Annotated in this window: 22 protein-coding genes; 10 read left to right on the top strand and 12 right to left on the bottom strand. The window is 59.2% G+C overall.

Annotated elements, in window-relative coordinates:
• Positions 1-5 precede the first annotated feature (5 nt).
• Positions 6-317, bottom strand: coding sequence for an ATP-dependent Clp protease adapter ClpS (clpS, locus tag JNB85_RS22015; RefSeq protein ID WP_220336423.1), 312 nt, complete (start codon positions 315-317; stop codon positions 6-8).
• Positions 318-543: 226 nt separating this feature from the next.
• Here clpS and ychF point away from each other — a divergent pair, with 226 nt between their 5' ends.
• Positions 544-1,647 carry a redox-regulated ATPase YchF gene (gene ychF / locus JNB85_RS22020; RefSeq protein WP_220336424.1) on the top strand — a complete coding sequence of 368 codons (1,104 nt, stop codon included), beginning with the start codon at positions 544-546 and terminating at the stop codon, positions 1,645-1,647.
• A gap of 74 nt (positions 1,648-1,721) precedes the next feature.
• On the opposite strand, the gene JNB85_RS22025 is transcribed toward ychF, so the two are convergent.
• The gene (locus JNB85_RS22025) at positions 1,722-2,792 is read right to left on the bottom strand and encodes a hypothetical protein (RefSeq protein ID WP_220336425.1); all 1,071 of its coding nucleotides are present in this window, start codon (positions 2,790-2,792) and stop codon (positions 1,722-1,724) included.
• A gap of 82 nt (positions 2,793-2,874) precedes the next feature.
• Here JNB85_RS22025 and JNB85_RS22030 point away from each other — a divergent pair, with 82 nt between their 5' ends.
• Both JNB85_RS22030 and JNB85_RS22035 read left to right on the top strand, forming a co-directional pair.
• On the top strand, positions 2,875-3,345 hold the full coding sequence (locus JNB85_RS22030; RefSeq protein WP_220336426.1) for a MaoC family dehydratase: 471 nt from the start codon (positions 2,875-2,877) through the stop codon (positions 3,343-3,345).
• Positions 3,342-3,809 (top strand): MaoC/PaaZ C-terminal domain-containing protein, encoded by a 468-nt coding sequence (locus tag JNB85_RS22035; protein ID WP_220336427.1) that lies wholly within the window; start codon positions 3,342-3,344, stop codon positions 3,807-3,809. Before JNB85_RS22030 ends, JNB85_RS22035 begins: the two co-directional genes overlap by 4 nt.
• 55 nt (positions 3,810-3,864) lie before the next feature.
• Here JNB85_RS22035 and JNB85_RS22040 read toward each other — a convergent pair whose 3' ends face one another.
• From JNB85_RS22040 to petA, 4 genes are all read right to left on the bottom strand, one after another.
• Entirely contained in the window at positions 3,865-4,407 is a 543-nt protein-coding gene (locus JNB85_RS22040; RefSeq protein WP_220336428.1) for an adenine phosphoribosyltransferase, read from the bottom strand.
• A gap of 115 nt (positions 4,408-4,522) precedes the next feature.
• Positions 4,523-5,392 carry a cytochrome c1 gene (locus tag JNB85_RS22045; protein WP_220336429.1) on the bottom strand — a complete coding sequence of 290 codons (870 nt, stop codon included), beginning with the start codon at positions 5,390-5,392 and terminating at the stop codon, positions 4,523-4,525.
• 25 nt (positions 5,393-5,417) lie between these two features.
• On the bottom strand, positions 5,418-6,698 hold the full coding sequence (locus JNB85_RS22050) for a cytochrome b (protein WP_220336430.1): 1,281 nt from the start codon (positions 6,696-6,698) through the stop codon (positions 5,418-5,420).
• Positions 6,699-6,712: 14 nt separating this feature from the next.
• The gene (petA, locus tag JNB85_RS22055) at positions 6,713-7,288 is read right to left on the bottom strand and encodes a ubiquinol-cytochrome c reductase iron-sulfur subunit (protein ID WP_183741125.1); all 576 of its coding nucleotides are present in this window, start codon (positions 7,286-7,288) and stop codon (positions 6,713-6,715) included.
• A gap of 287 nt (positions 7,289-7,575) precedes the next feature.
• Between petA and JNB85_RS22060 the strand changes: the two genes are divergently transcribed.
• The gene (locus JNB85_RS22060; protein WP_220336431.1) at positions 7,576-8,502 is read left to right on the top strand and encodes an endonuclease/exonuclease/phosphatase family protein; all 927 of its coding nucleotides are present in this window, start codon (positions 7,576-7,578) and stop codon (positions 8,500-8,502) included.
• On the opposite strand, the gene JNB85_RS22065 is transcribed toward JNB85_RS22060, so the two are convergent.
• Complete coding sequence (locus JNB85_RS22065) at positions 8,476-10,374, bottom strand: ABC transporter ATP-binding protein (RefSeq protein WP_220336566.1); 1,899 nt, start codon at positions 10,372-10,374, stop codon at positions 8,476-8,478. The genes JNB85_RS22060 and JNB85_RS22065 overlap by 27 nt on opposite strands.
• 161 nt (positions 10,375-10,535) lie before the next feature.
• On the opposite strand from JNB85_RS22065, the gene JNB85_RS22070 reads away from it, so the two are divergent.
• Complete coding sequence (locus JNB85_RS22070) at positions 10,536-10,787, top strand: CopG family ribbon-helix-helix protein (protein ID WP_183825764.1); 252 nt, start codon at positions 10,536-10,538, stop codon at positions 10,785-10,787.
• A 63-nt stretch (positions 10,788-10,850) separates the two neighbouring features.
• Here JNB85_RS22070 and JNB85_RS22075 read toward each other — a convergent pair whose 3' ends face one another.
• Positions 10,851-12,707: an ABC transporter ATP-binding protein gene (locus JNB85_RS22075; RefSeq protein WP_220336432.1), complete on the bottom strand. Its 1,857-nt coding sequence runs from the start codon at positions 12,705-12,707 to the stop codon at positions 10,851-10,853.
• 381 nt (positions 12,708-13,088) lie between these two features.
• Here JNB85_RS22075 and JNB85_RS22080 point away from each other — a divergent pair, with 381 nt between their 5' ends.
• Together JNB85_RS22080 and JNB85_RS22085 are read left to right on the top strand one after the other, a co-directional pair.
• The gene (locus tag JNB85_RS22080) at positions 13,089-13,550 is read left to right on the top strand and encodes a tRNA (cytidine(34)-2'-O)-methyltransferase (protein ID WP_220336433.1); all 462 of its coding nucleotides are present in this window, start codon (positions 13,089-13,091) and stop codon (positions 13,548-13,550) included.
• A 189-nt stretch (positions 13,551-13,739) separates the two neighbouring features.
• The gene (locus tag JNB85_RS22085) at positions 13,740-15,386 is read left to right on the top strand and encodes a Na/Pi cotransporter family protein (protein WP_220336434.1); all 1,647 of its coding nucleotides are present in this window, start codon (positions 13,740-13,742) and stop codon (positions 15,384-15,386) included.
• 2 nt (positions 15,387-15,388) lie between these two features.
• Here JNB85_RS22085 and JNB85_RS22090 read toward each other — a convergent pair whose 3' ends face one another.
• The gene (locus JNB85_RS22090) at positions 15,389-15,649 is read right to left on the bottom strand and encodes a hypothetical protein (RefSeq protein WP_220336567.1); all 261 of its coding nucleotides are present in this window, start codon (positions 15,647-15,649) and stop codon (positions 15,389-15,391) included.
• A 132-nt stretch (positions 15,650-15,781) separates the two neighbouring features.
• Here JNB85_RS22090 and hemF point away from each other — a divergent pair, with 132 nt between their 5' ends.
• The 3 genes from hemF to JNB85_RS22105 all read left to right on the top strand — a co-directional run bounded on the left by hemF (position 15,782) and on the right by JNB85_RS22105 (position 17,400).
• Positions 15,782-16,693, top strand: a complete 912-nt coding sequence (gene hemF / locus JNB85_RS22095) for an oxygen-dependent coproporphyrinogen oxidase (protein ID WP_220336435.1) — start codon at positions 15,782-15,784, stop codon at positions 16,691-16,693.
• Between the two features lie 121 nt (positions 16,694-16,814).
• Positions 16,815-17,090: a hypothetical protein gene (locus JNB85_RS22100; RefSeq protein WP_220336436.1), complete on the top strand. Its 276-nt coding sequence runs from the start codon at positions 16,815-16,817 to the stop codon at positions 17,088-17,090.
• A gap of 124 nt (positions 17,091-17,214) precedes the next feature.
• Positions 17,215-17,400, top strand: coding sequence for a DUF1059 domain-containing protein (locus tag JNB85_RS22105; protein ID WP_220336437.1), 186 nt, complete (start codon positions 17,215-17,217; stop codon positions 17,398-17,400).
• Here JNB85_RS22105 and JNB85_RS22110 read toward each other — a convergent pair whose 3' ends face one another.
• From JNB85_RS22110 to JNB85_RS22120, 3 genes are read right to left on the bottom strand one after another with little or no spacing between them, the layout of a single operon-like run.
• The gene (locus JNB85_RS22110; protein WP_220336438.1) at positions 17,401-18,657 is read right to left on the bottom strand and encodes a CCA tRNA nucleotidyltransferase; all 1,257 of its coding nucleotides are present in this window, start codon (positions 18,655-18,657) and stop codon (positions 17,401-17,403) included. It lies immediately after the preceding gene.
• Complete coding sequence (locus tag JNB85_RS22115) at positions 18,654-19,304, bottom strand: CoA pyrophosphatase (RefSeq protein WP_220336439.1); 651 nt, start codon at positions 19,302-19,304, stop codon at positions 18,654-18,656. The genes JNB85_RS22110 and JNB85_RS22115 overlap by 4 nt, the downstream gene beginning before the upstream one ends.
• Positions 19,301-19,936, bottom strand: a complete 636-nt coding sequence (locus JNB85_RS22120) for a DUF1285 domain-containing protein (protein WP_220336440.1) — start codon at positions 19,934-19,936, stop codon at positions 19,301-19,303. The genes JNB85_RS22115 and JNB85_RS22120 overlap by 4 nt, the downstream gene beginning before the upstream one ends.
• Between the last annotated feature and the right edge of the window lie 61 nt (positions 19,937-19,997).

Here is a 19,997-nt window from a genome sequence, read left to right on the forward strand (position 1 = left end):
GGCCTCTATTCTTCAGGCTCGGTCGTGAACATCAGCGGAAAGCCCATCTCCTTGGCAAGGTCGATGGCTTCCTTGGCCTTCGTCTCCGCAATATCTTTGGTGCAAACCACGACCACGCAAGAGCCGAGCTTGTGTGCCGTCATCATCACGCGGTAGCCGGCTTCCTCGCTCATGCGGAAGACGACTTTGAGCACCACGATGACGAATTCGCGCGGCGTATAATCGTCATTGACGAGAATGACTTTGTAAAGCTTCGGCTTGTCCAGCTTGGGCTTCACCCTCGTCTTGGGCTTTAAGGCAATGTCGTTGTCAACCATCGGAAATCCGCCCGTTGATGACATGGGAAGGGGGTTCGATCTAACTAAGCTTTTTAGATTGCAGAATTTCGACACCTGGTGCCGGGAAAATCCCACGCAGTAAGAATAAGGCTGCCAAGCCCTGACGGCAAGGGAGCGGCGAGAAAAGCGCTCTAAGACTTGACCGCTCCCCTCCTTTATCCCATAGCCACGGCCAAGGATTTCTTGAGAACAGCAGGTTTCAGCCATGGGCTTCAAATGCGGTATCGTCGGTCTGCCGAATGTCGGCAAGTCGACCCTCTTCAACGCGCTCACCAAGACGGCGGCAGCGCAGGCGGCTAACTATCCGTTCTGCACGATCGAACCGAACACCGGCGAAGTGGCCGTTCCCGATGAGCGCATGAGGAAGCTTGCCGACATCGCCAAGTCGAAGGAAATCATCCCGACCCGCATCAACTTCGTCGATATTGCCGGCCTCGTGCGCGGCGCATCCAAAGGTGAAGGCCTCGGCAACCAGTTCCTCGCCAATATTCGCGAAGTCGATGCCATCGTGCATGTGCTGCGCTGCTTCGAAGACGGCGACATCACCCACGTGGAAGGCCGCATCGATCCCGTCGCCGACGCCGATACGATCGAGACCGAACTGATGCTCGCCGATCTCGACAGCCTGGAGCGCCGCACCGAGCAGACCCGCAAGCGCGCCACTGGCAAGGACAAGGATTCCATGGCCATGCTTCCGATCATGGAAGCTTCGCTCGCGCTGCTGCAGGAAGGCAAACCCGTCCGCACCCTGCTTTCTAAGCTCGACGCCGAAGAGACCCGTATCCTGAAGGGCCTGAACCTCCTGACATCGCACCCGGTCCTCTATGTTTGCAACGTCGCGGAAAGCGATGCGGCAACCGGCAACAAATATACCGAAGCCGTTGCCGCCATGGCGAAGGCACAGGGCGCCGAAACCGTGATCATCTCGGCTGCGATCGAGTCAGAAGTCGCCCAGCTTCCGGATGAGGAAGCCAAGGAATTCCTCTCGGCTCTCGGTCTTGACGAAGCAGGGCTCGACCGCCTGATCCGCGCCGGCTACAAACTGCTCCACCTCATCACCTATTTCACCGTCGGCCCGAAGGAAACGCGCGCCTGGACGATCGAGCGCGGCACCAAGGCACCGCAGGCCGCGGGCGTGATTCACTCGGATTTCGAACGCGGTTTCATCCGCGCCAACACCATCGCCTATGACGACTACATCCAGTTCGGTGGCGAAGTCGGCGCCAAGGAAGCCGGCAAGGCGCGCGACGAAGGCAAGGAATATGTCGTCCAGGACGGCGACGTCATCCACTTCCGTTTCAATACCTGATGCATAAGAATGTCGCGCAAAAGCGTGCACCGGCTTTGCGCGACATGCGTCAAACAAAAAAACAAAACTGCCGCTCAGCCGGGCGGCAATCTCTCTACCACGCCTAACGGCAAGGCGCGCAGCACCATGCGCCGAAGCGGCATCCAGCCCGTACCGATGACGAGCACGATCACGCCGACGATGATCAGCGTCCCGAAGATGTAGATATCGACGGTCGCACTCCCCTGCCGGAATATCCCATAGATCGCCAGTCCGAGCGTCAGCAGCCCGGACGTGACGAAAGCGCGCCGATCGATGATCAGGCCGATCAGCATCAGCAGCGCGACGATTACGACGACAACGGGCGTCTTGAAGGAATTCGCGTCCATGATATCCAGCCAGCCGCCGTCGAGTGAGAGCAAGATCCGGATGCTGTAGAGCAGCGCAGGTGCGGCGACGAGATGAAGCCAGAAGGCGACGTCCGATCGCGTCGTGCGGCGGAACCTGTCGCTGAGATCGAAGCCCAGTGCGGCGACGAACAGGCCGATGGCGCAGCCAAACAGGATGACCGACACGAGAGTCGGATGGTTGAGGATGAACGCATCGTCGCCGCTTGCCCATTGCAGCAGATGGAAGACCAGCGCGAGCACAAGAGCCAGCCCCGAGAAGATGGAGAGCGCAAGCGCAAGCGGCACACGATAGCGCAGATAGAAAAGCCCCATGATAAGGGGGAATGCGACGATAAATCTATCGATGCCATCGCCGGTCAGCCACAGATCGGCATTGGAGGGATAGATCGACAGCATCATCCGGAAGGTCCAAGCAAAAACCGCCAGCGTCAGCACGACAGCCGGAAGGGCGAGACGCTGGCGCTTCACGAGGATTTCCGCCAGCACCAGGATCGCAGGCAGCACCGCATAGAGTGAGGCGAGCCCCCAGAGACCAGCCAGCGCGATCAGGATGCCGATGGTGATGAGGACGTCGTGAAAGCCCCGCACGAAGCGCAGCGTTTCAGTATCGGACCATGCCGACTCCAAAGGCCCCGCCGCATGCGCGTCGACGACGACACCGCGTGCAGCCAGGAACGGCACCAGCCGCTCGCCGGCCTCGGCGCTAATCAGTCCCTCGCGCGCCGCCTCATCGAGTATCGACCTTAGTTCAGCCATTCTGGTTCGTTCCCATGGAATCGTTTGAGCCCGCGCGGATGCTATTGTAAGCAATGAGGTCTGCCTATGATGAGGAGCCCTAATGCCTGCAGAAAAGCTCGCCTATGAGGATTTTCAGCCCGGCCGGCGCTTTCTGCTCGGTCCGAAAGCGGTGACGGCACCCGAAATCATCGAATTTGCCTCAGAGTTCGACCCGCAGCCCATGCATCTGGACGAGGCCGCGGGCCGTGCCAGCATCCTTGGCGGCCTTGCCGCCTCCGGCTGGCACACCTCGGCGATGTTCATGCGCATGATGGCCGATAGCTATGTGTTGAATTCGCTTTGCGAGGGTGCACCGGGTGTCGATTTCATGGAATGGCGCAAGCCGGTGCTGGCAGGTGACACGCTTTCCGGCCATTCGACGGTGCTGGAGGCGCGCGCCCTTCGCTCGCGGCCAGGTCTCGGCATCGTCAAGTTTCGCCATGAGGTGGAAAACCAGCGCGGCGAGCTGGTCTGCCTGTCGGAAAATTCCGTCATCTTCGGCATGCGTGGCAGCCCGGAGGCCACCGCATGAGAATGACCGAACTCTACGCAGTCGGTGAGAAGAGCGAGATCGGCACCTATGTCTTCACCGAGGAAAAGATCCTCAGCTTCGCCCGCAAATACGATCCGCAGCGCTTTCATATCGACAAGGATGCGGCCAGGGATGCCATGTTCGGCGGGCTCTGCGCCTCCGGATGGCATACGACCGCCGCGTGGATGCAGTGCTTTCTCAAATACTGGATGGCGGAGACCGGCCGGCTGAAAAGCGAGGGCCTGGAGCCGCCGAACCTCGGCCCCTCACCCGGCTTCCAGAAGCTGCAATGGCTGAAACCGGTCTTTGTCGACGAGACGATCACCTATTCCGTGACCCTTCTCTCCGGCCGCCGGCTTGCGTCGCGGCCGAGCTGGCATGTGAACAGCATCCTCTGCGAAGGCGTCAATCAGGACGGTATTCCCGTCATCCGCTTCGAAAGCAGCGTGCTGGAATTCGAGTGATGCGGCAGAAGCAATCCAGCAGACGCCTGCAACGGCCCTGCTGGAATTGTCATGCTCAATGGCCGGCGAATTCTACCAGCGTGTGCACGTCGACACCGAGGTCTTCGAGCTTCTTGCGGCCGCCGAGATCCGGCAAGTCGATAACGAAGCAGGCACCAATCACTTCCGCACCGATCTGGCGAAGAAGCTGCGTTGCACCCACGGCAGTGCCGCCCGTGGCGATCAGATCGTCAACGAGAATCACCTTCTCTCCCGGCTCAACCGCATCGCGGTGCATCTCCATTTCGTCCACGCCATATTCCAGGCTGTAAGCGATGCGCACCGTGTCATGCGGCAGCTTGCCCTTCTTGCGGATCGGCACGAAGCCCGAGGAAAGCTGATGCGCAACCGCGCCGCCGAGGATGAAGCCCCGCGCTTCCATACCGGCGATCTTATCGACCTTAAGACCAGCATAGGGCTGCACGAGCTCATCGACCGCGCGGCGGAAGGCACGCGGATTGCCGAGCAGCGTCGTGATGTCGCGAAAGATGATGCCGGGCTTCGGGTAATCCGGAATGGAGCGGATGCTGGCGGCAAGCTCCGAAAGCGTGTTGTTCATCGAAAATCCGTATCTGCGAGGGGCACAAAACGCCCGCACACTATCAACTGCGCAGGGTCAAACCAAATAAAAAAGGCGGCTGAAAAGCCGCCTTCCCCGACGAGATCGATATAGCTCAGTGCTCAGTCCGCGCGTAGACCGAACGCTTGGTCAGATAGATCAGCACCGTGAAGATCAGCAGGAAGACCATGACCATGAAGCCCGTCCGCTTGCGCTCTTCGAGGTGCGGCTCGGACGCCCACATCAGGAACGACGAAACGTCCTTGGCATACTGGTCAACCGTCTGCGGCGAACCATCGTCATAGGTGACCTGGTCGTCGGAGAGCGGCTTCGGCATGGCGAAAGCAGCTGCCGCGTGGAAATACGGGTTGTAGTGCGCACCAGCCGGAACCTGGAAACCAGCCGGCGGCTCTTCGTACCCGGTCAGCAGCGAGTAGATATAATCCGGGCCGCTTTCCTGATACTGGGTGAAGATGTCGAAGACGAACTGCGGGAAGCCACGTTCGACTTCGCGTGCCTTGGCGAGCAGCGACATATCCGGGGGAGCGGCACCATTGTTGGCAGCAGCAGCAGCTTCCGCGTTCGGATAGGGCGACGGGAAGTGGTCGGACGGAACCGCCTTGCGGGTAAACATCTCGCCGCTGGCGTCCGGGCCATCTTGGACTTCGTAGTTGGCGGCGAAGGCCTTGACCTGCGCATCCGAATAGCCGAGTTCGCTCAGCATGCGGTATGGCACGAGGTTCATCGAATGGCAGGCGGAACAGACTTCCGTATAGACCTTCAGGCCCCGCTGGAGCTGCCCCTTGTCGTAGTGGCCGAACGGGCCGGCAAAGGTCCAGTCGATCTCCTTCGGCTCCTTCAGCGGATAGTGCGGGGTGGCGCTTTCCTCATGGTGGGCGGCCGGAGCCGCGTCCTGGGCGAAAACCACGCCGCCGAGACCGGCCGCGACAGCGAGCGAGAGAATGCTTGCAACAAGCGTTTTCATATTTCTATCCCCTTCCGTCGCGCGCTTACGCATTGGCCGCTGCGCTCGCAGCAGCTGTCTTGTTGCGCTTCTCGAGTACCGCTTCGGTAATCGAGTTCGGAATGCGGCGCGGTGTTTCCACCAGACCGAGAACCGGCATCGCGACCAGGAAGAAGGCGAAGTAGAGCAGCGTGCAGAACTGCGAGATCGTCGTGTAGATACCTTCCGCAGGCTGCGAGCCGAGCCAGCCGAGGATGATCGCGTTAATCACGAACAACCAGTAGAACAGCTTGAACCACGGACGATAGACCGCCGAGCGGACCTTCGAAGTGTCGAGCCAAGGCAGGAAGAACAGCACGATGATCGCGCCGAACATGACGAGCACGCCGCCGAGCTTGGAGTCGATCGGGCCGACATTGAAGGTGATCGAACGCAGCATGGCGTAGAACGGCAGGAAGTACCATTCAGGAACGATGTGGGCCGGGGTCTTCAGCGGGTCGGCCGGAATATAGTTGTCGGCGTGACCGAGATAATTCGGCAGGTAGAAGACGAAATAGGCGTAGACGATCAGGAAGACCGAGACGCCCAGTGCATCCTTGAGCGTTGCGTAGGGCGTGAAACGAACCGTGTCCGTCTTGGTCTTGACCTCGACGCCCGTCGGGTTCGTCTGGCCGGTGACGTGCAGAGCCCAAATGTGCAGGACGACGACGCCGGCGATCATGAAGGGCAGCAGATAGTGCAGCGAGAAGAAGCGGTTCAGCGTCGGCTGATCGACGGCGAAGCCACCGAGCAGGAACTGCTGGACCCATTCGCCGACCAGTGGGAAGGCCGAGAAGAAGCCGGTGATGACGGTCGCGCCCCAGAAGGACATCTGGCCCCAAGGCAGAACGTAGCCCATGAAGCCTGTCGCCATCATCAGCAGATAGATAACGACGCCCAGGATCCAGAGGATTTCGCGCGGCGCCTTATAGGAGCCGTAGTAGAGACCGCGTGCGATGTGCAGATAAACGGCAACGAAGAAGAAGGACGCACCATTGGCGTGCAGGTAGCGCAGCAGCCAGCCGTGATTGACATCACGCATGATCTTTTCAACGGAGTTGAACGCGATCGTCGTGTCAGCGGCGTAATGCATGGCAAGCACGACGCCCGTCAGGATCTGCACGATCAGCATGACGCTGAGCATAGCGCCGAAGGTGTAGGCGTAGTTGAGATTCCTCGGAACCGGATAGGCAACGAAGCTGTCATAGATCATGCGCGGCAGTGGAAGGCGCGCATCGACCCATTTTTCCAAGCCGGTTGATGGCTCGTAGCTGGAATGGCCACTCATAAATCAGTCTCCCCTCAACCGATCTTGATCTTGGTATCGGACACGAATGAAAAGGTCGGAATCGCCAGGTTCTGCGGCGCCGGGCCTTTACGGATGCGGCCGGCGGTGTCGTAGACCGAGCCATGGCAGGGACAGAACCAACCATTATATTCGCCGGCCTGACCAAGCGGAACGCAGCCGAGATGGGTGCAGGTGCCGATCATGACGATCCAGTTTTCCTTATCCTTGCCGCCTGAGCGGTCGGCGCCCGTCGCCGGAGCATCGGCAGGAAGGTTTGCGTTACGGGCAATCGGGTCCTTGAGGTCCGACAGCTGGACATCGGCTGCGGCCTTTACTTCTTCCGGCGTACGGTTGCGGATGAAGATCGGCTTGCCGCGCCACTTGACGGTCAGCGACATACCGGGCTCAAGGCTCGCGACATCGACTTCGATGGAAGCAAGCGCCAGCGTCGACGCATCCGGACGCATCTGGTCGATGAACGGCCAGGCAACCGCAACGGCGCCGACCACACCGGCCATACCGGTGGTGAGATAAAGGAAATCACGGCGAGTGGGCTCTGAGGCCTCGCTTGTCGTTACGTGTTCGCTCACGGCTTAACCATCCTCTGCGCAATTGTCGCGGAACTCCGCCCTGCCCCTACAGAGGCGGCGAATCTACATGAACATATTTCCGACATAGATTCCCCACCAATCCGGCGCGTTCTATGCTTGATCGCAAATTATGTCCAGCCTTGACAAGGGCGTGGGGGCACAATGTCGCGGGAAATTTCAGTGAATTTTTTAAGGCAATCACCGGCTTGCAACTTTGCTGCGTTGCAACAAACGAGGGGCCGTGTTAGGCGCTGGTGAGCTTGGCATACGAATTTGGATTTGCGCCGATGAGGCAAACTGTTTTCTGCGTATTGAGCGTCATCATCACCATTGTCCTAGCCCTTGTCTCACTCCGTTATCTTACCGATTTCTGGTTGCTTTCGCTCGTTTACAGCTTCCAGATTCATCTCGGCATCCTCTGCGCCATCGGCGCTGTCGTTGCCCTATTCGTCAAGCGGCACTGGTACGGTTTTCTAATGCTGGTGGCAGCAATCCTCCTGACCCTCCACGGCGTCATCATGCTGCGTGAATTCGCAGGCAAACCGCCGGCCGACGATACTCCTCGCCTTTTCCGGCTGATGTCCTTCAACATCGAGAATGACAATTTTGAAAACGGCGGGCGGATTGCTGACGCCATACTGGCTTCAGGCGCCGATGTAGTCGACATCATGGAGGCTGAGCCGGTCTTTGCGCAGTTACCGCGGCTCTCGCAGCTCTATCCCTATCGTATCGGCTGCAGTGCAAGCGAAACATGCGACACGCTTGTGCTGTCGAAACGACCATTTACCAGACAGGAGATCCATGACATCGGCGAGCTTTGGAAACAGCGGCTCGTGTCGGTATCGATCGACTTCGACGGAACGCCTGTCGATTTCCTGTTCCCTCACCTGTCAAAGCCGTATTTTGATGATTTCCAGTCTGACGAGCTTCAGGATCTCACGGCTTTCATGCAGCCTCACACGGGTGCACTTGTGGTCGCCGGAGATTTCAACTCCTCGATCCTCGCGCCGACGATTCAGCAGTTTTTGCGCGGAACCGGCCTAACTACAGATTTCCCCGAACCCACCACTTGGCCAGTCGCCGCCGGGCCATTCGGCATCAGCATCGACCACATCTTCACAAGACCGCCGCTGCTCATCCGCGCGACGAGCCGGCTGGAAGACAGCTTCGGCTCGAACCACTACGGCCTAGTCAGCGATTTCGTTCGCCAATAGTGAGCGCGCATCGTTATCGCCGGAAGCGAGGAAGCCGCCGGACTGGCGTGCCCAGAGCTCGGCATAGAGCCCGCCCTGCTTGAGAAGCGCATCATGCGTGCCTTCCTCGATGATCTTGCCGCGATCGATCACGACAAGCCTGTCGAGTGCGGCGATCGTCGAAAGCCGGTGAGCGATCGCAAGCACCGTCTTGCCTTCCATCACACGGTTGAGGTTCGACTGGATCGCCTCTTCGACTTCCGAATCCAGCGCCGATGTCGCTTCATCGAGAACGAGGATCGGCGCATCCTTGAGCATCACACGCGCAATGGCGATGCGTTGGCGCTGGCCGCCCGAGAGCTTGACCCCCCGCTCACCCACATGCGCGTCAAAACCCCTGCGGCCCTGCTGATCCCGCAGCCGCTCGATGAAATCGAGCGCCTCGGCGCGGCTGGCCGCCTCGACAAGGCGCTCCTCGCCGGCATCCGGCCGGCCGAAAAGGATATTGTCTCGCACGGAACGATGCAGCAGCGACGTATCCTGGCTGACCATGCCGATCTGCATACGTAATGATTCCTGGGTAACGGCGGCAATATTCTGCCCATCGATCAAAATGCGCCCGCCTTCGAGATCGTAGAGACGCAGGAGAATATTCACGAGCGTCGACTTGCCGGCACCGGAGCGGCCGATGATGCCGACCTTTTCGCCAGGACGGATCGTCAGCGAGAAATTGTCGATGACCGCATTCTCCTTGCCGTAGTGGAAGGAAACATTCTCGAAGCGAATACTCGGCTGCTTGATGACGAGTGCCTTCGCATCGGGGCGGTTGACGAGATGCAGCGGTTGGGAAATCAGCTCGGCCGCATTCTGAATGGTGCCGAGATTGCGCATGATGCCGTTAAATTGGGTCATCAACCGCCCAAGCAAGAAGTTCAGCCGCAGAACCAGTGTCAGCGAAAAGGCAACTCCACCCGAGCTGATCAGCCCGCGCAGCCACAGATCGACGCTGAGGCCGGCCATGGTGACGATCATCAGGCCTGAGAGCAGCGCCATGGATGCACGAACGCCGGTGATGAAACGCGTGAACTGCAGCACCGTTTCCTGATACGTATTGAAGCCGTCAAGCATATAGCGGTCGCTCTCTTCGTCGCGTGCAAAGAGTTTCAGCGTTTGGATATTGCTGTACGCATCGACGATGCGGCCATTGAGCAGCGAGGCCGCCTCTGCCGTTTCACGCGAATGATAGCGGATGCGTGGCACGAAGTAGCGGGCAAGTATACTGAAAGCGGCCAGCCAGAAGAGGACGACCGCCGCCAGCGCGAAGTCGAGCCGTCCGACGAGAATGAGTGTGGTGACGGCATAAATGCCGACGAACCAGACGCTTTCCATCAGCGATGTCACGAGATCGCCCGTCGCCTGCCCCGCGGACCAGACCTTGGTAACGATGCGGCCGGAAAAGTCGCTCTGGAAGAAGGCAAGCGACTGGCGCGACACATGCAGATAGGACTGCCAGCGCGCCAAATTGTAAAAACCCGGCGTGATCACCTGCTGGTCGATCAGCGCAATCAGGAAGGCGACGACGAAACGGACAATGCCGATCAGGGCCAGCATGCCGAAAATCTCACCACCATGAGCGGCCAGAAGTGTGCTCCAGCCGGCTCCAGGCCTGACCGTGCTGAGGATGTCGACGAGGCGCCCTACAAACCAGAAAAGGGCTGCTTCGATTGCCGCCGACATGCCGCCGAGCACCAGCATGGCGACAAACGGCCACTTGGCCTGACCGATATAGAACCAGATGAATCCGAGTGTATTACGCGGCGGCTGGACGTCGTTGCGGGCGCGGAAGGGATCTATCCAGGTTTCGAACAGGCGAAGGATCGGAGTGAGCAGCATCACCGCGATATAGGCCCGTTCGGAATAGCGGCAAAGAGGATTGGGGCGGGCACAACCTTATATTTTGGTAATCATCGGTAATATCGGCGTCATCTCCATTGATACGGGTGGAAGCGGCCACGATCTCATGCCATGATCGCGTCTTACCGGAGACTGCGGATATGGAAACGAAAACGCTCAATGCGCATCTTCCGCTTCCCCTTGCGGAAAAGCTAGACGCCCTGGCGGACGCGCTGGATGTGCCGCGCGACAGCATCGTGACGGAAGCGATAGCAAACTGGATCGAGCGCGAGGAGCGGCAGCGCATCTTCACGCTGCAATCGCTTGCTTCGAGCTCGATCATGGTCGTGGAACACCATCGCGTCATCGACTGGGCCGACAGCCTCTGCGCCGACCGGGTCCGCTCGCTATAAGCGAGCAACTGCAATTCTTCAGTCAAACAAAAGCCCTTCCCGCAGCAGCGGGAAGGGCTGTTTTTACTGGGCTGCGACCTCGGCGTCTTCTTCGTGATCGGCGAGGAATCCCCCGGACTGGCGGGTCCAGAGGTCGGCATAAATGCCGCCGCTGCTTACCAGTTCGCCATGGGTGCCGCTTTCGATTATACGGCCCTTGTCCAGAACGATCAGCCGGTCCATCTCGGTCAACGTCGACAGGCGGTGAGCGATCGCGATAACAGTCTTGCCTTCCATCAGTGCGAAGAGGTTTTCCTGGATCGCCGCTTCCACTTCGGAATCGAGCGCCGAGGTCGCCTCGTCGAGCACCAGGATCGGCGCGTCCTTCAGGAAGACACGGGCGATCGCGATGCGCTGGCGCTGGCCGCCGGAGAGCTTTACGCCGCGCTCGCCGACCTGCGCATCGAGTCCCTTACGGCCGTGCATGTCGACAAGCCCTTCGATGAACTCCCAGGCATTCGCCCGTCTTGCCGCCTCGATGACGTCCTCATCGGTCGCATCAGGACGCCCATAGGCGATATTGTCGCGGATGGAGCGATGCAGCAGCGATGTATCCTGCGTCACCACACCGATCAGCGAGCGAAGGCTATCCTGCGACACTTCGGAAATATCCTGGCCGTCGATGGTGATCCGCCCGGCCTCCAGATCGTAGAACCGCAGGAGAAGGTTCATCAGCGTCGTCTTGCCGGCGCCGGAGCGGCCGACCAGGCCAACCTTCTCACCGGCCTTGATATCGAGCGACAGGTTGTCGATGACGCCCTTGCCCTTGCCATAGTGGAAGCCGATGCGTTCGTAATGGATCGCACCCTTCTTCGCCGTCAGCGCAGGCGCACCCGGCTTGTCGACAATATCGTGCTGCTTCGACATCATCTCCATGCCGTCATAGACGGTGCCGATGTTCTCGAAGAGCGCCGAGACTTCCCACATGATCCACTGCGACATGCCGTTGACGCGCATCGCAAGGCCGATGGCGATTGAAATCGCACCGACCGAGATCGTGCCGTTCAGCCAGAGCCAAATGGATAGGCTCGAAATGATGAACAGTGAGACGCAGTTGTTCAGGTAGACGCTCATATGGAAGAGCGTCACCTTGCGCATTTGCCGGTGCACCGTGTCCAGGAAGCCCTCCATGCTCTCCTTGGCATAGACCTCTTCACGGCCTGCATGGGAGAACAGCTTCACGGTGGCAATGTTCGTGTAGCTGTCTACCACGCGACCGGTCATCAGCGAGCGGGCATCCGCCTGCTGTGCCGCAATCTTGCGAAGCCGCGGCACGAAATAGGCGACGATGCCTATATAGATGCCGAGCCAGGCGAGGATCGGCAGCATCAGCCGCCAGTCGGCAGCGGCGATGATGACGATCATCGACAGAAAGTAAGTCACGACATAGACAAAGACGTCGAGGATCTTCATGACCGTTTCGCGCACGGCAAGCGAGGTCTGCATGACCTTTGTGGCAACGCGTCCGGCAAACTCGTTGGCAAAGAAGGTCATGCTGTGGCGCAGCAGGAAGCGGTGCATCTGCCAGCGCGCGATCATCGGATAATTGCCGAGCATCATCTGGTGCATGATGAGCGAATCGAGACCGGCAATGACCGGCAGTCCGATCAGCACCAGCGCACCCATCCAGATCAGCTTGTGACCCTCATTCTGCAGGAAGGTCGCCTTATCGGCATTTGTCAACCAGTCGACGATATCGCCAAGGAACTGGAAGAGCGCCACTTCACCGACTGCGATCAGTCCCGTGAGGAAAGCCATGAGCGCAAGCCATCCCGCCGCTGGCTTGCTATAGTGCCAGCAGAACGCGAAAAGACCTTTCGGGGGAGCGATCGGCTCTTCGCTAGGATAGGGATTAAGTCGCCGTTCGAACCAGTCAAACATGAAATCGCTCCAGAACTTCCGCGTTCCGGCCCCGGCTTTGCGCTCGTAGGGCGCACGAAAGCACATATGGGAACCGGAGGCTCAAGGGGCGAGGCCGTAATGGCCGCGCAATTTTCAAAATAGGCAATTGGGAAAGAAAGGCGCCTTATATGCGCCAGATCGCCAAGCGTGGCATCACGGGCGGGAGACGCATCAGCACAAATGTATCCATGTCGGCGCTCCCTGTTGGCGATTGAAGATATGCACCGATAACGCGAAAATGCTCAAATTTCCAGTCCCAGCTACCCCGAAAGCGACCATCGAACGGTCAAAAACTGGTCTGTTGCCTCAAAATCACAGTTCGGATAGCCAAGTGCGTATTATCTCAATGGACAATGTCCCATGGCAGACCTCAGACTGGCCCTCTATCAACCCGATATTCCAGGCAATACCGGAACGATCCTGCGCCTTGCCGCCTGCCTGGGCTTTGCGGTCGACATCATCGAGCCTGCCGGTTTCGACATTTCCGATCGAAATCTGAAGCGCGCGGGCATGGATTATCTGGCGGCCGCCGCCCTCACCCGACATATCAATTGGGAACGCTTCGAGGAATGGCGTGCAGCTACTGGCCGCCGCCTGATCCTCGCCACGACAAAAGCCTCGCAGCGCTACACGGATTTTGCCTTCCGCCCCGACGATATCCTGCTCTTCGGCCGCGAAAGCGCCGGCGTACCCGATCATGTGCATGAATGCGCCGACGGACGCATCTTGATCCCGATGGTGGAAGGCCAGCGTTCGATCAACCTTGCCGTCTCCGCCGCGATGGTCACCGGCGAGGCAATGCGGCAGACCCTCTGGTCGTAAATCGGCATCAATGCCGATCCTTGGCGGCTTCTACGTCGCAACCAACGCTATGAATCAGCGTAAAAGGGTCTATATTATTTACCCAGGCAATCAATAATTCTGCTGAAGCAGTGAGATTCCAATGATTTACTCGACTGCGGAAATGTAGATCCGAGCAGACTCTCTCAATAAGAAGAAAAAGACGACGCCATGGAATCCACGATCGTGATGATCAACCTGTTCGGCGCGATTGCGCTGCTGCTCTTCGGCCTTGCGCAGGTCAAGGACGGCGTCACGCGTGCCTTCGGCGCACGCCTGAGGACCGGGCTTGCGACAGGCACGGCGAACGGATCGCGCTCGATCCTGTCAGGTTTTCTGGCAACCGTCGCCCTGCAGAGTTCGACTGCCACCGCCCTGATGACGGCCTCGTTTGTGGAACGCGACCTCATCAAGCCGCGTATGGCCCAGATCGTGCTACTCGGCGCTAATGTCGGGACCGCCGTGACCGCCTGGATAGTCGCTACCGGCATCGAATGGCTTTCGCCGCTTCTCATCCTTGGCGGTATCGTGCTCTATCGCGGAAAGTCCAGCGCTCGCCACGGCGGCGGCGCGGCCATGATCGGCATCGGCCTGATGCTGCTCTCCCTGCATCTGCTCGGCAATGCGACGGAGCCCATGCGCACGTCGCCGGCACTGGCTGCCTTCGTCAGTCTGCTCGGCGATGCCTGGCCGGTCGCTCTGGGTCTTTCTGCAGCGCTCGCCTTCATCTCGTCGTCGAGCCTTGCGGTCGTCGTTCTGATACTGTCGCTAGCTTCGACGGGCATCCTATCATCGGAACTGATCATCGTTCTCGTTCTAGGCGCCAATCTCGGCGGCGCGATTCCGCCGGTTGTCGCCACGCTCTCCGGCCCTGCCTCGGCGAGACGCGTCACGCTCGGCAATCTCATTGTCCGCACCGGGGGCTGCCTGGTTGCGCTGCCGCTTGCCGCCTATGCGGCGCCACTGCTCCAAACGCTGCCCTTCGGCCCGGCCAAGCTGCCAGTCGATACGCATCTGATCTTCAACATCCTTCTTGCCGCCGTAGCCTGGCCTTTTTCGCGGATGTTGGCCGCTTTTACTGCCCGCCTCGTGCCCGATGACGTGCAGCCGGATCAGGGCCCCAAGTTTCTCGATATGCAGGAGCTGTCGACGCCCGTCGTGGCCCTTGCCAGCGCAACGCGCGAAGTGCTCGGCGTCGGCGATCTGATCGAGCGCATGCTCCTGCGCGCTTCCGATGCCTTCGAACATAACGATATGTCCAAGCTCGCCGAGATCCCTGCGCTCGAAAAACGCGTCGATCTGCTGCAGCAGGAGGTGAAGGTCTATCTCTCCAAGCTCGGCCGCAGCGGTCTCAGCGACGACAATGCCCGCCGCTCTATCGTTATCATCGACTACGCGATTAACCTCGAGCATATAGGCGACATCATCGAGAAAGGCTTGCTGGAGCAGGTCGGCAAGAAGGTCTCGCTCGGCCTGAAATTTTCCGAAGACGGCTACAGGGAATTGCGCAAACTGTTTGATCTGACGATCGACAATCTGCGCGTCGCCCAGACGATCTTCGTCACCCGCGACTTCAATCTCGCCAGGCAGATGATGGAGGTGAAGGTGGAGGTCCGCCGGATGGAAAAACAGTCGGCCGAGAGGCATCTGGAGCGCCTGCGCGACGGGCGTGCCGACAGCCTTCAGACGAGCTCGCTGCATCTCGATATGTTGCGCGATCTGAAGCGTATCAATGCACACATCGTCTCAGTGGCGCATCCGATCCTCGACGAGAGCGGCCTTCTGATCGAAAGCCGCCTGCGTGATGCAGCCGAATAAGTTCAATCGGCGGATGGCAAGCGACGCATGGTGAATTCGATCTCGTCGCCTTCCAGCTGGCGCCAGCTTTCCACTTCGGTCCAATAGGCAGCTTTCGGATATTCGTCGAACCATTCGCGCGCCTTGGCGCGGGCTTCCAAAAGCCCCATCCGGTACGTTTCGCGGACAAAGTGATCTCGCGCGCGGGCGGACGTCTCTGCCCGATGCTTTGCAATTCTGCGCTTCAAGCCTTCTAAGGGCGGAGGCCCCGGAATTTTCGCCATAAACCTACCTCTAAATGAAAAGTAGTATCGAAATCCGCCCTTTGCGAGTCGAATCTGCAGGAGCCTTCGACTGCTGGCGAGCTTCTGCTGCACCTGCTAAAGCGGGATTGTAATCAACAAAGAGCGAATCGCATGGAAAGACCGGAACTGCCGATCGGCCTGCCCGAAGACATCGAGGACAAGAAGACGACTGCCCGTACATGGTTTGAGGGGTTGCGGGACACGATCTGTGCATCCTTCGAAGTGCTGGAAGATGAACTCGAAGGTCCCCTCTCCGATCAGGAGCCTGGCCGCTTCGTCGCCAAGGACTGGTCGCGCGAAAACGGAGCGGGCGGCGGTGGCCGCATGTCGATCATGGAAGGCCGCGTCTTCGAGAAAGTCGGCGTCCACACTTCCACCGTCCATGGCGAATTCGCGCCAGACTTCCGGTCGCAGATACCCGGCGCCAGCGAGGATCCGCGCTTCTGGGCATCGGGGATCTCGCTTATCGCCCATCCGGTCAATCCCAATGTGCCGGCCGTTCACATGAACACCCGTATGGTTGTCACCACCAGCCGCTGGTTCGGCGGAGGTGCCGACCTGACGCCGATGCTTGCTCGCCGCCGCACGCAGGAGGATGAGGACACGCAACTCTTCCACAGGGCCATGGAAATCACCTGCCGCAACCATGCGGTCGCCGATTACGATGCCTACAAGAAATGGTGCGACGACTATTTCTTCCTCAAGCACCGCAACGAGGCGCGAGGTGTTGGTGGGATTTTTTACGACTGGCTGCATTCCGCAGAGGAATCCGGCGGCTGGAATGCCGATTTCGCCTTCACCCGCGATGTCGGTCGTGCCTTCGCGATGGTTTACCCGAGGATCGTCCGCTCAAACTTCAACAAGGAGTGGACGGAGGCCGACCGTGACGAACAATTGATCCGCCGTGGTCGCTATGTCGAGTTTAATCTGCTCTACGACCGGGGAACGATCTTCGGTCTGAAAACCGGCGGCAACGTCGAATCCATTCTGTCATCCTTGCCGCCCGTCGTGCGCTGGCCCTAAACTGTGGCTGCCTGCTGATAAAATTGAAATACTATTCCGGTAAAATTGCGTTGAAGGGCCTTCATCAGAACGGAGTACGTCCTAAATACTTACTGTGCGTTACAATCGGAGGAGGATTGTCATGACGGTACAAAGTGGCTTGCCTGCGTCTGCAGGTATTCAGGAAACGCCCCGTGCAATCGACGCGCCCGAGTTCCTGAAGCGCATTGCCGAAAATTTGAGAGCAAGAAGCGGCTCTGATCTGCCGCTGTCCTGCTTTATAGAGCAGGTGAAACTGCAGCTCGCAGGCGGCAAGACTCCGGAAGAGCTTCAAGAGCAGGCAACTGAGGCTGCCAACAGCAACAGGCCCGCGCAGCTTTCGGACACCTATATGGCCTGGGCAATGCCCCACCAATAACAGAACCTGTCGGCCGACGTCCGAGTCGGCCGAAGCTTTCTTCCCCGGAACCTTCTCCGTTGCCGCACATTCCTCAAGCGCGCGAAAGCGCGATGGTTTTGCATTTCAGAGACAGGAGAAGACCATGCGACTTTTCGAATGCGGTACACTCGTCCCCGGATGCGATTGGCATACCAGGGCCGATAATGACGCTGAAGTCGTTCGCCGCGCGGTCGAACATATGAAAAGCGCACACGGCGAAACAACTATTCGCGAAAACATGGTAGACAATATCAAGGCCCGCATCCGCGACGAAGCGAACGCGGCCTGATCAGCCTGTAATCTCCGAAAGCCGGGCGAGCAATGCCGCCCGGTCAGAGACAAAATTCTCTTCTACCCACTGGTTTTCCAAGGTCGACAGGATTTCACCGACCTTCGGGCCGGGCCGTATACCCGTGGCCATCACATCCGCACCATTCAGCGGAAACTGCGGCTTCCTCCAGATGCGTGCATGATCCAGAAGCTTCGAAAGCCGGGCCGAACGGCTCATTTCATCAAAACTACCATTCTCTGCCTTGCCCCGAGCAACGCCAAGCGCCAGTTTCAACCGCACGATGATGCCGTCTGCACCGTTTCTGTAGAGCAGCTTTTCAAAGGCGGCAGCGGAGATCTCATCATTGACTGGAGCGGCTTTTGCCCAGACCCTGAAATAAGTGGCTTCCGCATTCGAAAATTTCAGCCGCGCTGCCAATTCCTCCAGCCGCGCCGGATCGGGTGGAATAATCGAGGCAAGCCGAAGCAAGGGATCAGGTGCCCAGCCGAGCGCCTTTTCGGTCGAAACGAGTGCCGGAATGGCATCGATGCCCCATTTTTCCGTCTCCGGCAGAATTTCCGAGAGAACTGCAACCTGCCGCATCCAGAGAAGCGCCCGGCCCGGATCTTCCGCCGACAGAAGCTTTCTGAGTTCCGACCAGACCCGTTCAGCCGACAGCGTTTTCAGCTTCGAACGCGCGGCAGATGACGCTCTCAGCCCTTCTGCATCGGGCCGTCCCGAACCGTACCAGGCGAAGAAACGGAAGAAGCGCAGAATGCGCAGATAGTCCTCGGCGATCCGCGTCGCGGCGTTGCCGATGAAGCGGATATTGCGCTTCTCGATATCATCGAGCCCACCGACGAGATCGATCACCTCGCCCGCAGCATTTGCGTAAAGTGCATTGATGGTGAGGTCGCGCCGTTCCGCATCCGATTGCCAGTCCGCGCTGAAGGCCACTTTGGCGCGACGGCCATCCGTTTCCACATCGGTACGCAAAGTCGTCACTTCGAAGGGGCGGCCATCGATGACGAGCGTCACCGTTCCGTGGTCAATGCCGGTCGGCACCGCCTTGACGCCGGCAGCAGTGGCCCGCTCCATGACGGCTTCCGGCAACAGCGTGGTGGCGACATCGATATCGGCTACCGCAAGCCCCATCAGGCTGTTACGCACGGCACCCCCGACCACGCGCCCTTCCCCGCCCTCGGCGTTGAGCAGCGCAAAGACCCGGCCGAGCGCCGGATCCTGAAACCATGCCTGGTCGGCCACTGAGGTCATGCATAGAGCCTTTCATAGAGCGTGCGGACGATGCCCGCGGTGATGCCCCAGATCATCCGCGTTTCATAGGGCATGCGGTAGAAATGCCGGTCGATACCATCAACCACGCGCTTGTCCCTGTTGTGATTGGCCGGATTCATCAGGAAGGAAAGCGGCACCTCGAAAACGTCGTCCACTTCGATCGGATTGAGCCGAAGCGAAAAACCGCGTCGCACCACGCCGAGTACGGGCGTAATGCGGAAACCGGTGGACGACAGATAGTTCGGCAGCCGGCCGACTGTTTCGACAAAGCCACCGCCAAGGCCGATCTCCTCCTCGGTTTCCCGGATCGCGGCCATCTCGGGCGAGACATCCCCGGGATCGATCGAACCACCGGGAAAGGCGATCTGGCCGGAATGCTTGCGCAGTGTCGACGTCCGCTTGGTGAAGATCACCTTCGCCTCATCGCCATCATCGACCACGGGCACCAGCACGGCCGCATCACGGAGCTTCAATTTCTCGGCCAGCGCAACGATATCGGGATTGAGCAGATGGTCGCCGTGGTCGCGCCAGGCATGATCGATGGGGGCTCCGACCTGGTTGAGCGCTCGGCGCCGGAACTCGGCAGCCGAAAACAGGGGATGGGTCTTGCTGATCGCTTCGCTCATCGGGAGGCTGCTTCCAGTTCGTCGGCCGGCATCATCGGAAAAATTTCGCCGCCAGAGCGAACGACGAACATCTCCCGGCCGGCGACCTCCAACACCTCACCGAGGCCGACCATTTCATACATCACGGCGCGGGACACGAGGGCTTCAAGCCGGCCCCGCACATGCAGATAGGGCTTTAATTCGCTGTCTTTCCCATACCCTGGCCCATGACCCGGAAAGCGCAGAGGATGATCCCTGCCGGCCTCTATGACATCGCCGACATTGGTGCGGAAGGTCAGCATCTGCTGGCCATCCCGCTCGCTCACATTCATCTCGACAGCGACAAACGGGGCGTCAATGACTCTGATGCCGACCTTTTCCACAGGAGTTACGAGATAGGTTTTCCCGTCTTCGTCCTTCCTCAAAACGGTCGAAAAGAGCTCGACCAGGGGCAGCCGGCCGATCGGCGTACCCATGTAGAACCACGTGCCATCCGCCCGAATTTCCATGTCGATATCGCCGCAAAAGGGCGGATTCCATTTCTCGACAGGCGGCAACCCGCGCTCTTTACCGGATTTCGCTTCGGAAGCGCGCGAAATCAGCGCGGCAAGCCCCGCTGCATCCGCCGTATGCCTCATTTCCTCGGCTGCCATTCTTCCGTCCCGGTTTGCTCTTAACAAAATAAAGTCACGAGATAGTCATTTGGAACAAACT

This window comes from Rhizobium mesosinicum, assembly GCF_019511345.1.
Taxonomy (GTDB): domain Bacteria; phylum Pseudomonadota; class Alphaproteobacteria; order Rhizobiales; family Rhizobiaceae; genus Rhizobium; species Rhizobium mesosinicum.